The organism is Parafrankia soli (assembly GCF_001854695.1).
In the GTDB taxonomy this organism is placed as follows: Bacteria; Actinomycetota; Actinomycetes; order Frankiales; family Frankiaceae; genus Parafrankia; species Parafrankia soli.
In genome coordinates, this window is record NZ_MAXA01000246.1 from 1 (window position 1) to 14469 (window position 14469).

The window sequence follows — 14469 nt, forward strand, 5'->3', positions numbered from 1 at the left end:
GGCCGCGCGACCTGTTCGCCGGCTTCGACACCCCCGCCTGAACAGGCCTGTCACTCCGGCCCAGGCCGGATAATGGGCCCATGAAAGGCGTCTTCGTCGGCCTGACGACGCTTGATTCGGTCTACCTCGTGGATCGGCTTCCAGGTGCCGACGAGAAGTGTGTGGCGCGGGATTTCGCCATGAATGCGGGCGGGCCCGCGACGAACGCCGCGGTGACGTTCGCCTACCTCGGCGGGCGGGCCTGCCTCGTGAGCGCCATCGGCACGTCCCCGGCCGCGGCGCTCGTGCACGCGGATCTCGCGCGCTACGGGGTCCGACACATCGAGCTGGTGCCGGAGCAGTCCGGCGACGGTGCAGCCGGTCCCTACGGAGCCCTCGCCGCGCAGGGAGTGGCCGGTCCCGCCAGCCAGCACGGCCCGCCCGGCAAGCCCACCGGACTGCGCTCCGGCGGCACCCGCTCCGGCTACGGCCCGGCGGGACCGCTCACCGGATACCCGCACGTACGCGGCCGGGGCGGGCCCGGCCTGCCCGGCGGCGCGGCCCACAGCCCCGCCGGGGCGGTCAAGCCGGCCGGCCACGTGCACGGCCCGGTCGGCGGCGCCCACGGCGGCGGGCACGGTGGGCACGGCAGCGGACCCGGCGGTGGCCACGGTGGGCCTGGCGGTCACGGCGGAATCAGCGGCCACGGGGTGGCCGGCGGGGCCGGGCTCGGTGGAGCCGGCGTCCTCGGCGGGATGGCCGGCCTGGCCGGTGCCGTCCAGACCGGGCCGAACACAGCGGCCGCCGGCCACCTGGCCGGCCAGTCGGCGATGTCCTACGCCCTCCCGATGTCAGCGGTCATGGTGACCTCGCAGACCGGCGAGCGTGCGGTGACCTCGACGCACGGCATGGTCCCCCGGTGCACCGCGAACACCTCCGCCGCGGCCGCGGTCGCCGACGCCGACGTGGTCGTGCTCGACGGCCACCAGGTCGACGCCGCCATCGGCCTGCTCCGCACGCTGCGCGGCTCAGGCCCGCCGGTCCTCCTCGACGGTGGAAGCTGGAAGCCCGGCACCGAGCAGATCCTGCCGTTCGTCGACGTCGTGATCTGCTCGACCGCGTTCCGCCCCCCGGGCTTCGACCCCGGCGCGGACATCCTCGGCCTGCTGCTGCGCTACGGGCCGTTCTTCGTCGCCGTCACGGACGGCCCCGGGCCCATCCGCTGGGCCACGGCGGAACGGCGCGGCCACGTGCTGCCCCCGGTGGTGGCCGCCCGAGACACCCTGGGCGCCGGTGACGTCTTCCACGGCGCCTTCGCCTGGATGATGGCCCACGGCGCGCTCGCGACCGACGAGCTGGTCGGAGCCCTCGGCGAGGCCTCACGGGTCGCCGCCCGCTCCGTCCAGACCTTCGGCCCCCGCAGCTGGATGACCTGACCCCGGCGGGCCGCCGGGGATGCGGTCAGCCCGCAGGCACGGTCAGCCCGGCGGGCTGGGCGGCGGGCTCGACGGCCGCGTCCCGCGCCGCGCAGCCGGCGAGGTGGTCGTTCACCAGCCCGCACGCCTGCATGAGCGCATACGCGGTGGTCGGGCCGACGAAGACGAAGCCGTGCCCCCGCAGCGCCTTCGCCAGCGCCTTGGACTCGGCGGTCACCGCCGGGACGTCGGCAAGCCGGGCCGGGGCCGGGCGGGGCGGCGGCGCGAACGACCAGACCAACTCCTCCAGCGGCTCGGTCAGGGCGAGCACCGCGCGGGCGTTCGCGATCGTCGCCTCGATCTTGCGCCGGTTGCGGACGATGCCGGCGTCCAGGAGAAGTGCCTCGACCGTGCCCGCGCCGAACGCGGCGACGGCGGCCGGATCGAACCCCGCGAACGCCGCCCGGAACGCCGGACGCTTGCGCAGGATCGTCAGCCACGACAGCCCGGACTGGAACGCCTCCAGCGTCATCCGCTCGAACAGGCCGACAGTGTCCCGAACGGGCCGGCCCCACTCGGTGTCGTGGTACTCGACGTACAGCGGCGTCGACAGCCCCCAGGGACACCGCGACCGCCCGTCCACCCCGGCTGCCAGGTCGGACAACCCGGTCACGGGACGAGCCCCTCGAAGCCGGGCTTGATGACCTCGTTGATCAGTGCGAGACGCTGGTCGAATGGGAGGAAGGCGGACTTCATCGCGTTCACGGTCAGCCAGCGGATGTCGGACCAGCCGTAGCCGAACGTCTCGACCAGGGTCGCGAACTCGCTGGACAGCGTCACCCCGCTCATCAGCCGGTTGTCGGTGTTCACCGTGACCCGGAAGTGCAGCCTGCGCAGCAGACCGATCGGATGGCGCTCGATGCTCGGCGCCGCCCCGGTGTGCACGTTCGACGACGGGCACATCTCCAGCGGGACACGGACATCGCGCACGTAGTCGGCCAGATCCCCGAGGGTGGCGTTTCCGTCCGGGTCGACCGTGATGTCGTCGACGATGCGCACGCCGTGCCCCAGCCGGTCGGCGTTGCACCACTGCAGCGCCTCCCAGATCGACGGCAGCCCGAACGCCTCACCCGCGTGGATCGTGAAGTGCCCGTTCGCCCGCTGGATGTACTGGAACGCGTCCAGGTGGCGGGTCGGCGGGTTGCCCGCCTCCGCCCCCGCGATGTCGAACCCGACCACCCCGGCCTCCCGCCACCGGACGGCCAGCTCCGCGATCTCCAGCGAGCGGGCCTGGTGGCGCATGGCGGTCACCAGCGCGCGCACATGCAGGCCGGTTCCCGCCGAGCCGGCGCGGAAGCCGTCCAACGCGGCCTCGACCACCTCGTCGAGCGACATGCCCTGCTCGACGTGGAGTTCCGGGGCGAACCGGACCTCCGCGTAGACGACCCCGTCGGCGGCCAGATCCTCGGCGCACTCGCGGGCCACCCGGGCCACGGCCTCGGGTGTCTGCATGACGCCCACCGTGTGGCTGAACGTCTCCAGGTACCGCACGAGCGACCCGGTGTGCGCACCTCCACGGAACCAGGTACCGAGCTTGTCGACATCGGTCGTCGGCAGCCTGGTGTACCCGGTGGCGTCAGCCAGCTCGACGATGGTCGCGGGCCGCAGGCCACCATCAAGATGATCGTGCAGCAGGACCTTGGGAACCCGGCGGATCGCAGCCTCAGTGATCTTCTCGCTGGCCTTGTCAGCACTGGCCTTGCCAGCAGGGATGTCCACGCTCACCTCCCTGACGGTAGGCCACCCCACCGACAGTTCGCCGTCCGCCACATGACGACGAGCAGACACCGCGCCCCAATCCACCACACCCGCACCACCTGCACCCCCGTACCCCCATGCACCGCACCCCGCACCCCGCACCCCGGCACACCGCACCCCGCACCCCGGCACACCGCAACCCACAGCCCGGCACACCGTCGCCCACGCATCCCAGCGCACCGCGGTTCACCAGCCACCCAGCAGATTCACAAATAACCCAAATATAAACAATCCATACACACCAAAATGGTGTGTGGCGGGTGAATGAGTCTATGGACTCACTCACCCGCCACACTTCGGGCGACTCGAGCCGGTGGGGGCGGGGCGACGGAAAACCCGAGGGTTGAAAGCCGGCGGATGGCGGGACGCTTTCTGGCAAGCAAGACAGCTGGCGGTCCTGGGCCAGAGGTCGGGCTCGGTGCGCGGGGCAGTCGCGCGGATCAGCAGCGCGGGGCGGGGCGCGGGTCAGCGGATGTGGTCGAGGACCAGTGGGGTGGGAGCGGGCGGTTCGTCGGTGACCGAGACGGCGTCCGCGAGTGCGGCGAGTGCCCGGGGGAAGGTCGCCTCGTCGTCGGAGTAGAGCTCGATCAGGGGGGCGCCGGCCTGGACCTGCTCCCCCACCGTCGCATGCCACCGCAGTCCCGCCGCCGCCGAGACGGGATCTTCCTTCCGCGCGCGCCCCGCGCCCAGGCGCCAGGCGGCGATGCCCAGGGCACGGGCGTCGAGGCGGCTCAGGTAGCCGTCCGCCGGAGCGGGGACGGTGCGGGTGAACGCGGCGCTCGGCAGTGGGGCGTCCGGGTCGCCGCCCTGGGCGGCGACCATCGCGCGCCACACGTCGTATGCCGCTCCGGAGGCCAGGACCTCCGCCGGATCCGGCCTGGCACCGGAACCACCGCTGAGGCCGACGATGTCCAGCATCACGCGGGCGAGGGCGACGGTGACCTCGACGAGGTCCGGCGGGCCCGCCCCGCGCAGGGTCTCGACCGCCTCGGTCACCTCGGGGCCGTTGCCCGCGGTGCGGCCCAGCGGGGTGTCCATCGCGGTGAGCAGGGCCTCGGTGCGCACCCCGGCGCGGGTGCCCAGGCCGACCATCGTCCGCGCGAGCTCGCGGGCGTCGGCGAGTGAGGTCATGAAGGCGCCGGTGCCGACCTTGACGTCCAGGACCAGCGCGGACGTCCCCTCGGCGATCTTCTTGCTCATGATCGAGGAGGCGATCAGCGGGATGGACTCGACCGTGCCGGTGACGTCGCGCAGGGCGTACAGCCTGCGGTCCGCGGGAGCCAGGCCGGGGCCGGCGGCGCAGATGACGGCGCCGACGTCCGCCAGCACGGCACGCATGGTGTCCGGGTCGAGATCCGCGCGCCAGCCGGGGATGGCCTCCATCTTGTCGAGCGTCCCGCCGGTGTGCCCGAGCCCCCGGCCGGACAGCTGCGGGACGGCCGCTCCGCACGCGGCCACCAGCGGGGCGAGGACCAGCGAGACCTTGTCCCCGACCCCGCCGGTGGAATGCTTGTCGACCGTCGGGCGGGTCAGGCCGGACAGGTCCAGCCGTTCGCCGCTGGCGATCATCGCCGACGTCCAGTGATCCAGTTCGTCGGAGGCCATGCCGCGCCAGACCACGGCCATCAGGTAGGCGGACATCTGCTCGTCGGCGACCCGGCCGTGGGTGTAGGCGTCGATGAGCCAGGCGACCGCGTCCGCCGGCAGCGCCGCCCCGTCACGCTTGGCCCGGATGAGGTCGACGACGTCGTGGGACGCGGCAGGACCGCCGTGACCGCTGCCGGGGGCATCAGCGCTCATGCTCCGCGCTCCGCCGCAGGTGCCCGCTCCGCCGCGGGCGGCAGGTCCGCCGGGCCGAAGGCGCCGGGGAGGAGCTCGCCCAGGGTACGGATTCCGTCCGCGGTCGCCAGTTCGAGCTCGGGACCTCCGTGCTCGTGGAGAAGCTGGCGGCAGCGACCGCACGGCGTGAGCGGCACGCCCGTGCCGTCCACACAGGCGAAGGCGACCAGCCGGCCACCACCGCTGGCCCGCAGCGCCGAGACAAGACCACATTCAGCGCACAATGTGAGCCCGTAGGAGGCGTTCTCGACGTTGCAGCCGACGACGACCCGACCGTCGTCGACCATCGCCGCCGCGCCGACCCGCAGGCCGGAGTAGGGCGCGTAGGCGTGCCGCGCCACCCGCACCGCCTCGTCGCGCAGGTGCTCCCAGCCGCTGTCGTCCACGTTCCGTTGCAGCTCAGTGGGCATTAGCGCTCACCTGCTCTGCAGTCGTCCCTCTCGGGGCGAGGGTCCCGGTCTGACCGGCCGTGGCCGTGCCGGGTTCCCGCTTCACGGCCACCTGCCCACCGAGGTGGGTCTTACGGTCGGCTCCACGGGCGTTCGACGTCACGGGGACGTCCGGGTATCCGGCCACTCCGGCACCCGTCAACGCTCTCAGGTTGTACGAGGCGTTGAGGTCACGGTCCATGCTGAGGCCGCAGTCCTTGCAGACGAACGTGCGGTCCGACAGCGTCAGGCTTGGGTTTCGCCAGCCGCAGGCCGAACAGGTCCTGCTCGATGGATACCAGCGGTCCGCGACGACCAGCCGCGAGCCGTACCACGTCGTTTTGTAGGTGAGCTGGCGGCGGACCTCGGCCATGCCGGTGTCGGAGACGGCGCGGGCCAGCCGTCGGTTGCGGACCATTCCGGCGACGTTCAGGTCCTCGATTACGATCACGTCGTGGGACGTGGCCAGGCGGGTGGTGAGCTTGTGTAGGCCGTCGCGGCGCTGGTTGGCGACCCGGGCGTGGATCTTCGCCAGCCTCGCCGCACGCTGGCGCCGCCCGGCGCTGCCCCGTTTGCTGCGGGCGTAGGCACGCGACACCCTGCGCAGCTTCCGTAGCGAGGCGGCGAGGTGTTTCGGGTTGTCCACCATCTCGCCCGTGGACAGCACCGCCAGGTGCTTGACGCCGAGGTCGACGCCGACGGCGTCGCCGCGGCGCTGGCGCCGGGACGGTCCGGCCGGCACGGGGCGTTCCACCTCGACGGTGAACGAGACGTACCAGCACCCGGCGGTACGCGAGACGGTGGCGCCGAGCAGCCGCGCCCGGCCGTCCGCCAGCCGCGCCGTCAACGCGGTCATCGGCTCGTGGACCTTCACCCGGCCGACCCGGGGCAGCGTCACGTGCCGGTCGCCGGCCGGGCCGTAGGCGCCGGTGGTGTACCGGAAGCCGTCGCGCGCCCGGCCGCGCTTTTTGAACCGGGGGAAACCGACCCGCCTGCCCTTCCGTCTGCCTGTGCGGGAGTCGGAGAACGCCTTGAGGCCGCGCGCCAGCCGGTCCAGCCCCGCCGAGTACGCCTCCTTCGAGCATTCCGACCACCACGGGGCGACGTCGCCCTTGGCGCGGTTCCACTCGCGACGCAGCGTCGGCATCGTCCAGGGGACCGGCGTCCGCTCGGCCTCGGGCACGCCGTAGCTCGCCTCAGCGGCCCGCTGCTCGACGGCGGCCTTCACCCGGGACAGACCCCAGTTGAACGCGAACCGCGCCGCGCCCGCGTGCCGGGACATCGCGGCGAACTGCGCCGGCGTGGGATCGAGGGCGAAACGGTACGCCTGAACGGTGGCACTCACTCAACCTCGCCGGAGCCGGGCTCGAGGTTCACGGGACCATGATAGAGCGCCATAGAATTCTGTAGAGCGCTACCTGCCCAGCAGTTACATCCCCCCACCCCGCGTCGAGAACGCTCTTGTTCAACCCGGACTTCGCCGCCTGCCCGTTCGGCAGGAACACCCCGGGCCGGTCCGGGTCGGGTCTCGGCGCGGCACGGCGGGTCATGTTCACGATCCGCAACGCTTCCACCGCGATCAGGTCATGGCCGCGGACCAGTTCGAGTGCGGCCTTGTGGGCGAGATCGAGCCGGGCCCGGCGAACCCCGCCGTGCAGCGCGGCCACCCTCGCGACGGCCTTCCGGCGCCGGGTCGACCCCCGCTTCTTACAGGTCAGCTCCCGTTGCGCACGCGCAAGCCGACTGGCCGCCGCGACAAGAAAGCGCGGGTTACCGACATGACGACCATCGGAGAGAGTCACCAGCGACGCCACACCCACATCCCCCGCACTCCTGAACCGCGGATAGCCAGGCGTCTGACCTACCCTGACACGGCGGAAGAACGCGGCGAACGCCCTGTCGAGGCGACGCAGGGTAGCCTGCTGGGAGGAGAACGACCAGCGCCCCTGATCCGGATCGTAGGCGCGGCTCTCCTTAAGCTGCGCGGACTACTGGTCGCCGTAACGGACCGTCACCCTCGACGGATGCCGGTAGGCGTCGCGTCGTTCCTGCAACGCGGCGTCGTAAAGCGCCCGATGATCATCGAGCATCGCCGTCAGCGCGGCGGCCTGCTTCACCGTCGGACGGAGCAGAAATTTGAAAGCCCGTCTCACCGGGTGCGCTCCACGCGCCACGGCCGCCCGTACCGGGTGTCGACGTACCGGCGGGCGGTGTCAGCGCGGACCGTGCCGAAGGTGGCGGCAACGTACGACCGCGACCACAGGGCCGGCAACCGGGAACGCAGGTACGGGAACTCCCCGCGTAGCACCCGGGACGTCAACCCCTTGACCTGGTTGGCGACATACGACGGGGAGTGCTCCGGGTGAGCCTCGACGAACAGGTGCACCTGGCCGGGCATGACCTCCAACGCAACGACCGTGCCATCGTGCTCGGCGCACATCTGCCGGATCAGCTCGTCACAGCGGTCACCGACAGGACCAGCGAGCACGGGGCGGCGGTACTCCAGGCACCACACGACGTGATACCCGAGGTCGCCGTCACCCGCTGTCACCCGCTGTCACCCGCCGCACCATGATGCGAGTCCACCAGCGACGTACATCCATCAGAGTTACAGTCCGTACCCAATTCCCCCGACACCTGAGGGCGTCAGTCTCCTCGGGCAGTCTTGATGGAATCGTCAACGCTGAGCGGAGAGGACAACCGATGTCAGGCGAGCGCCGGGGCGATCCCGGTCCAGCCGGTCCACGAGCTCTCGTCGGGCGTCGGTACCGGCTCGACGGGGTGATCGGCCAAGGCGGTTTCGGGGTCGTGCACCGGGCCACCGACGAGCTGCTCGGCCGGCAGGTCGCCGTCAAGGAGGTCCGGCTCCCCACCGACGGCAGCGAGGGGGAGCGGGAGCTCGCGCGGGAGCGGGTGCTGCGGGAGGCGCGCGCCGCCGGCCGGCTGCATCATCCCGGCGCGGTCGCGGTCCTGGACGTCATCGCCGAGGGCGACCTGCCCTGGATCGTCATGGAATTCGTCGACGGGCGGTCCCTGTCGGCGATCATCGAGGAGCGCGGGCGGCTCGGGGTCGGCGAGGTCTGCCGCATCGGCATCAGCCTCGCCTACGCGCTGGAGGCCGCCCACCGCCTGGGCATCGTGCACCGTGATGTGAAGCCGAGCAACGTCCTGGTGACAGCGGACGAACGCGCCCGGCTCACCGACTTCGGGATCGCCGTCAGCCATGGCGACCCTCGACTGACCAGCACCGGGATGGTTCTCGGCTCCCCGGCCTACCTGGCACCCGAGCGGGCCCGCGGCGACGCCGGAACGGCCGCCAGCGACCGGTGGGGGCTGGGCGCCACGCTGTTCACCAGCGTCGAGGGGGTCTCCCCATTCCCCGGGAACGACCCGATCTCCATTCTCGCCGCAGTGGTGCAGAGCCGGCGCCGGCCGTTCCGCGCCGCCGGGCGGCTCGCGCCCGTGATCGACGATCTCATGGCCACCCACCAGGCACGCCGGCCGAGTCTGGCGACGGTGCGCTCGCGGCTGCGCGACATCCTCGAACGCGGCGGGGACACCCGGCCCTCCCGGGCCCGCAGCCGACCATCCCGGCCCGCGGTAACGGCGATCACTCCGACGTCGGGCACACCCGCGGCCCCCGCGCCCGCGGCCCCCACACCCGTCGCCCCCGGACCTCCGACGGCCCCGATCCCGGCCGGGTTCGCGGCGGACGGCGGTGACACGTTCACCGCGGGCGGAGCAACCACGGGCGGAGCATTCACGGGCGGCGCATCCCCGGCCGACCAGGACACCGTGGTCAGCCAGTATGCCGGGCCCGACGAGACCACCGTCCTCGGCGAGTCCGTCCTCGGCGGACCGGCGACCGCCGGCGCGCGCGCCGGTGAGACGCACAACGCCATGGCGGAGGACGACGGAACGTCCGACGACCACTCGTCCCCGGAGGACGGCGGCGCGGACCTGACCGCGCTGCTCACGGGCACGACGACGGCACCGGCCGGCGGCGCACCCGCCGGCCCACCGCCAGCCGCCCCGGGGCTGGCCGGCACCGTGCTGATGAACGCGGCGCCCAGCGAGGCACCGCCGGACGAGACCGTGCCCGGCGAGGCACTGTCAGACGACACCGTGCCCGGCGACCCACTGTCGGACGACACCCTGCCCGGCGAGACACCATCAGACGACACCCTGCCCGGCGCCCTGCCCGGCGAGGCGCCGCCGAATGACACCGTGCCCGGCGGGGTGCTGGCGGACGACACCGTGCTGGCCGAGGCATCGCCGGACGGAACCATGCTGACCCGGACGTCGCCGGCGAGCACGGGCAACACCCGGGCCGACGCGGACAATGACACCCGCACCGACATCGGTACAGACAGCGCGGCGGTCATCGCCGCGGAGGAGGCCGGCTCCCCGACACCGGACTCGGCGGCCGTCGAACCCACGGCGAGCCGGGTCGGGGCAGGCGACCCGGCGACGAGCGACGCACGGCCGGCGGGAACGGCGAGACAGTCGGGAACGGCTGGTGCGCACCCGCGGTTGACCCGTCGGCTGGAGCGGCTCCGGGCGATGGAGCGGCGGCGGGGCGCGACGGTTGAGCGTCCCCGGGGCGCTGAGCGGCTGCGACCGGTCGACCGCATGCGGGCACTCGGCGGCATCCCGGCGCGGGCGCGGACATCCCAGGACTCGTTGGATCCGATGACCGGCGGCCTGCCGATACCCGGCGCCGGTGCGGCATCGGCCGCGACGGGAACGGCGCCGGACCCGGCCGGTTCCGCGGGCACCGAACCGGCCGCCACCACGGCCACCGGGACAGCCAAGGCCACCGGGACAGCCGGGACGAGGAGTACGCCCGACGCCACGGGAACGCCAGGCACCGCCGCGGAACCGACGTCCGCTGTGGGGCGCCGGTACTCGGCGGCCGCGGCGTTGTTCTCCCGGCCGGGCAGGTCCACGGCCTCCGGCGATTCCGGTCCGGGGATCTCCTCGGGTCCGCCGAGCGCACCCCGCGCCGCCGCCCCTCCGCGGCGGGAGCCGGAGCAGGAGCCGCCGACGAGTGGGCAGAACCTGTTCCGCCCGCCCTCCGAACGGCAGCCGGAGGAGCGGCGGCACCCGGGTGGGGTGCTGGGACGTCCGGACGGGGCGAGCGCCGTTACGCACAGCCGCGGACGTCGCCTGGCTGTGATCCTCGTCGCGTCCGTCGTCGTGATCGCGCTTGCGGTCGTCGCCGCCGTCCTGGTGTTCGGCGGGGGTGACGACGGTGCGGAGCCGGCCGGCGCCGGGCCGCGCCCGACCGTCCAGGCTGACCAGGAAGCCGCGGCAGTCCAGGCTGGAGACCTGGTCGCGTCGAATTCGGAGCCGGTCACGGCGCCTCCGGGCTGGGTCTCCTACGTCGATCCGACGGGCTGGTCGATCGCCTACCCGTCGCGCTGGCAGCGGCGGCCCGGACCCGGGGGCGAGGGGAATACGGACTTCGTGGATCCGGCTACTGGTACGTTCTTGCGCATCGGGAGCATCGCGAGTGCGAACACCTCCGCCATTGAGGACTGGCGCACGAACGAAATCAGCTTCCGGGATCGAGTGCGGGACTACCGGCGGGTACGGATCGAACCAGGTGACGGGGCGGACGGCGCGACACAGGCCGACTGGGAGTTCACCTACGCCTCCGGTGGGGGGACGGTGCATGTGCTCAACCGTGGCGCGGTGCGAAACGGGCATGGATACGCTCTGTACTGGTACACGGCCGAGGAGCTGTGGGAGGCGGATCAGCCGCTCATGCGACAGCTCTTCGCGACCTTCAGGCCGGCCTCATGAGGAGCCTCAGGGCCGGTTGCCGGCCTGACGGGTCCGGCGGCCGACGGGGTTGCGTCCGGTCCAGTCAATTCGTCTGTCAGACTTGACTCGATGGCCAGATCGGCGAGCGTGCCCCCCGACACCTCTCGGCACGGCACACCCCGCTACGTAGCGCAGCGCTACCGCCTCGACACACCTATCGGGCGCGGTGGCGCTGGCGTTGTGTGGTGCGGCGAGGACGAGCTGCTCCAGCGGCCAGTCGCAATCAAGGAAATCCTCGTGCCGATGGCGGGCGCGCAGGCGGAACGGGACGCCATCCGGGCCCGGGTGCTGCGCGAGGCGCGTGCGCTGGCCCGGCTGCACAGCCCGGCCATCGTCTCGGTCTTCGACGTCGTCGAGGAGCACGAGCGGCACTGGATCGTCATGGAGCTCGTCGACGCGGACAGCCTCGGCGACACCATCAAGAACCACGGCCCGCTGCCGTTCGACCAGGTCGCCGCGATCGGGCTGGCACTGGCCGACGCCCTCGCCGCCGCCCACTCGGCCGGGGTGCTGCACCGCGACGTGAAGCCGGGCAACGTCCTGCTCGGCCGGGACAACCGGGTCCGCCTCACCGACTTCGGCATCGCCGCGACCGAGGGCGACGTCACCCTGACCGGGACGGGCGCGCTCGTCGGCTCGCCGGCCTACATCGCCCCGGAGCGGGTGCGCGGCTCCTCGGGCACGCCCGCGAGCGACCTGTGGGGCCTCGGCGCGACGCTCTACTCGGCGGTCGAGGGCTGCCCGCCTTTCGAGGGCCCGGAGACCTACGCGGTGCTGAGCGCCGTGGTGGAGGGCCGGCGGCGGCCGTTCCGGCTCGCCGGGCCGCTGCGCGGGCTGCTCACCGACCTGCTCGACCGTCCCGCCGAGCTGCGCCCGGACGTCGACGAGATCCGCCGCCGGCTGACCCCCATCGCGCGCAACGCCACGCCCGTCCCGGCGGTCGTCACGAATCCGCGCAGCCGCCAGTCCGAACCCGCTGCGGACGAACCGTCATCGGACGACGGCCTGGAGAACCTGGCCCCGTCGTCGCTGCCACCGACCGACCGCCAGCCGGCGCCGAGCGGCGACATCGGGGTGACCGACCGGCTGATGCCGGGCCGGGAGATGACGCCCCTGCCGCCGCGGGCGGACCTGTCGACCCCGGGCGACGATCTGACGGCCGTCGGGCACGCGCCGGTGACCGGGCCGGGCGTGGCGAGCACTGGCCCGCACGACGACGTCACCCAGATCGGCGCGCTCGCCGCGGCCGTCGACATGTTCGACCAGGACGACGCCAACATGGCCGCCGGCCTGCTCTCGCTGGACCGGGACGGCGAACGCGCCGGTCGCGGGGGCGGTGTCTCGCACCGGGCACCGGCCGCGGGGCGCGGCGACCACCGCGGCGACGCCCCCCGCGGATCGGCCCGCAAGGGTCGGCCGCCGACGATCGCGATCGTCGCCGGCGCGGCGGTGGCGATGCTGGCGGGTCTCGCTGTCGCGCTCACCCTGCTGTTCACCGGCAACGGGGGCGACTCCGACGGCACCAGCGCGGAGGGCACGTCTCCCTCGCCGTCGTTCGCCCCGCGGACACCGGACCCGCTGCCGACCACCGACGTGGTCGTCACCGAGCCGGTTCAGACGCCGAACCGGCCGGCCTACACGCCCCGGGCACGGCGGACGACCACTCCGACGCCTCCGCCCCCGCCGGCGGAGACCGATCCGCCCGAGACGACTCCCACGGCGGGGCCGACAACACCACCGGTGACCACCGCGCCGGCATCGTCGGCACCCGCGACCACACCGCCGGTGACCACACCGCCGGCGGGGGGTGGGCCCACGACTCCCCCGGTCGTTCCCACCCCGCCCGTCGGCGGCTGATCACGGCCGGGCTCCCTGGGGGTGCGGTGTTGTGACGTCGGGATGCGCCCCGACGCCGCCGTTCGTGTCCGTCCATGTCGGATTCGCTTGACAGGCGACACAGAATATCCCAACATAGGTAAGCCTCACCTAAGTTCGGCAGCCGCTTTCCGGCCGGCAACACCGTCGCCGCGCGAGGGCCGGGCTCCGGTGGTGGCTTCCGCGCCGGGCCCCGGTATTCCGCGAGCGGTCGCCCGCCAGTCCGCCGACGGGTCGGATTCCACGCGGGCCGGCGGCGCGGCGCGCCCCCGCACGAAGCACCGATCAGAGGAGAAGCATCGACATGCGCGTTGTAATGTTCGGATATCAGACCTGGGGACATCGAACACTGCAGGCGCTGCTCGACTCCGACAATGACGTCACTCTCGTCGTCACGCACGAGAAGGGCGAAGGCGATTACGAGAAGATCTGGGACGACTCGGTCGCCGATCTCGCCACCGAGGCCGGCGTGCCGGTGGCCATCCGGAACCGCCCCGATGACGAGGAGCTGATGTCGCTGCTCAAGGCGGCCGACCCCGACGTCATCGTCGCCACGAACTGGCGCACCTGGATTCCGCCGCAGATTTTCAACCTGCCCCGGCTGGGAACGCTGAACATCCACGACTCGCTGCTGCCGGCCTACGCCGGGTTCGCACCGCTGATCTGGGCGCTCATCAACGGCGAGCCCGAGGTGGGCGTGACCGCGCACATGATGACCGACGTCCTCGACGCCGGTGACGTCGTCCTGCAGCGGCGGGTGCCGGTCGGCCCGCGCGACACGACGGCCGACCTGTTCCACCGCACCCTGGCCCTGTTCGGCCCGATGGCTGTGGAGGGCCTGGAGCTGATGGCGTCCGGGCGCACCGAGTGGGCGAAGCAGGACCGCTCGAAGGCGAGCTTCTTCCACAAGCGATCGCCGCTGGACAGCCTCATCGACTGGACCTGGACGGCCGAGGAGCTCGACCGGCTCGTCCGCGCCCAGTGCGACCCGTACCCCAACGCCTACACGTACCGCAACGGCGAGCGGCTGCGGATCGTCTCCGCGGAGGTGTCGAAGGGCATCTACGGCGGCACACCGGGACGGATCTTCATCCGGGAGGGCGACGGGGTCGTCATCGTGGCCGGCGCCGAGGCGCGGCGCGGCCGCAGCCACGGGCTGCTGGTCCGGACGGTCCGCACCGACGACGGGCGCGAGCTGCCGGCGACAGAGTACTTCACCACGATGGGCGGCTACCTCACACGGCAGCCGTAGCGGCGACGAGCCGGGTGACGCGCACGCCGCGCGT

12 protein-coding genes are annotated in these 14469 nt (G+C 72.9%); 4 read left to right on the top strand and 8 right to left on the bottom strand.

The features are described 5' to 3' along the window. Positions 1 to 80 precede the first annotated feature (80 nt). Positions 81 to 1415 carry a PfkB family carbohydrate kinase gene (locus tag BBK14_RS27005; protein WP_071066057.1) on the top strand — a complete coding sequence of 445 codons (1335 nt, stop codon included), beginning with the start codon at positions 81 to 83 and terminating at the stop codon, positions 1413 to 1415. 25 nt (positions 1416 to 1440) lie between these two features. On the opposite strand, the gene BBK14_RS27010 is transcribed toward BBK14_RS27005, so the two are convergent. The 8 genes from BBK14_RS27010 to tnpA form a co-directional block, all read right to left on the bottom strand. Further along, positions 1441 to 2067 (bottom strand): DNA-3-methyladenine glycosylase I, encoded by a 627-nt coding sequence (locus BBK14_RS27010; protein ID WP_071066058.1) that lies wholly within the window; start codon positions 2065 to 2067, stop codon positions 1441 to 1443. Next, positions 2064 to 3173: an adenosine deaminase gene (locus BBK14_RS27015; protein WP_476739408.1), complete on the bottom strand. Its 1110-nt coding sequence runs from the start codon at positions 3171 to 3173 to the stop codon at positions 2064 to 2066. Before BBK14_RS27015 ends, BBK14_RS27010 begins: the two co-directional genes overlap by 4 nt. A 504-nt stretch (positions 3174 to 3677) precedes the next feature. Next, positions 3678 to 5012: a thymidine phosphorylase gene (locus BBK14_RS27020; protein WP_071066059.1), complete on the bottom strand. Its 1335-nt coding sequence runs from the start codon at positions 5010 to 5012 to the stop codon at positions 3678 to 3680. Beyond that, positions 5009 to 5461, bottom strand: a complete 453-nt coding sequence (locus tag BBK14_RS27025) for a cytidine deaminase (protein WP_071066060.1) — start codon at positions 5459 to 5461, stop codon at positions 5009 to 5011. The genes BBK14_RS27020 and BBK14_RS27025 overlap by 4 nt, the downstream gene beginning before the upstream one ends. Next, positions 5451 to 6824, bottom strand: coding sequence for an IS607 family element RNA-guided endonuclease TnpB (tnpB, locus tag BBK14_RS27030; RefSeq protein ID WP_083391282.1), 1374 nt, complete (start codon positions 6822 to 6824; stop codon positions 5451 to 5453). Before tnpB ends, BBK14_RS27025 begins: the two co-directional genes overlap by 11 nt. 28 nt (positions 6825 to 6852) lie before the next feature. After that, entirely contained in the window at positions 6853 to 7293 is a 441-nt protein-coding gene (locus tag BBK14_RS43000) for a transposase (RefSeq protein ID WP_241831875.1), read from the bottom strand. Between the two features lie 174 nt (positions 7294 to 7467). After that, a complete protein-coding gene (locus BBK14_RS43005) occupies positions 7468 to 7632 on the bottom strand; it encodes a helix-turn-helix domain-containing protein (protein WP_241831876.1) in 165 nt (54 codons plus the stop codon). Continuing rightward, entirely contained in the window at positions 7629 to 8030 is a 402-nt protein-coding gene (tnpA, locus tag BBK14_RS27040; RefSeq protein WP_071066061.1) for an IS200/IS605 family transposase, read from the bottom strand. Before tnpA ends, BBK14_RS43005 begins: the two co-directional genes overlap by 4 nt. Positions 8031 to 8182: 152 nt before the next feature. Here tnpA and BBK14_RS27045 point away from each other — a divergent pair, with 152 nt between their 5' ends. From BBK14_RS27045 to BBK14_RS27055, 3 genes are all read left to right on the top strand, one after another. Beyond that, the gene (locus BBK14_RS27045; protein ID WP_071066062.1) at positions 8183 to 11287 is read left to right on the top strand and encodes a serine/threonine-protein kinase; all 3105 of its coding nucleotides are present in this window, start codon (positions 8183 to 8185) and stop codon (positions 11285 to 11287) included. Positions 11288 to 11377: 90 nt separating this feature from the next. Next, positions 11378 to 13165 (top strand): serine/threonine-protein kinase, encoded by a 1788-nt coding sequence (locus tag BBK14_RS27050; RefSeq protein ID WP_071066063.1) that lies wholly within the window; start codon positions 11378 to 11380, stop codon positions 13163 to 13165. 322 nt (positions 13166 to 13487) lie between these two features. Continuing rightward, positions 13488 to 14435, top strand: a complete 948-nt coding sequence (locus tag BBK14_RS27055; protein ID WP_071066064.1) for a methionyl-tRNA formyltransferase — start codon at positions 13488 to 13490, stop codon at positions 14433 to 14435. The last annotated feature ends 34 nt before the right edge of the window (positions 14436 to 14469 follow it).

Excerpts from the sequence above, each read along its gene's own strand:
- BBK14_RS27025 (WP_071066060.1), bottom strand. The coding sequence starts at position 5,461 with ATGCCCACTGAGCTGCAACGGAACGTGGACGACAGCGGCTGGGAGCAC.
- BBK14_RS27005 (WP_071066057.1), top strand. The coding sequence starts at position 81 with ATGAAAGGCGTCTTCGTCGGCCTGACGACGCTTGATTCGGTCTACCTC.
- BBK14_RS27045 (WP_071066062.1), top strand. The coding sequence starts at position 8,183 with ATGTCAGGCGAGCGCCGGGGCGATCCCGGTCCAGCCGGTCCACGAGCT.
- BBK14_RS27050 (WP_071066063.1), top strand. The coding sequence starts at position 11,378 with ATGGCCAGATCGGCGAGCGTGCCCCCCGACACCTCTCGGCACGGCACA.
- BBK14_RS27020 (WP_071066059.1), bottom strand. The coding sequence starts at position 5,012 with ATGAGCGCTGATGCCCCCGGCAGCGGTCACGGCGGTCCTGCCGCGTCC.
- BBK14_RS27055 (WP_071066064.1), top strand. The coding sequence starts at position 13,488 with ATGCGCGTTGTAATGTTCGGATATCAGACCTGGGGACATCGAACACTG.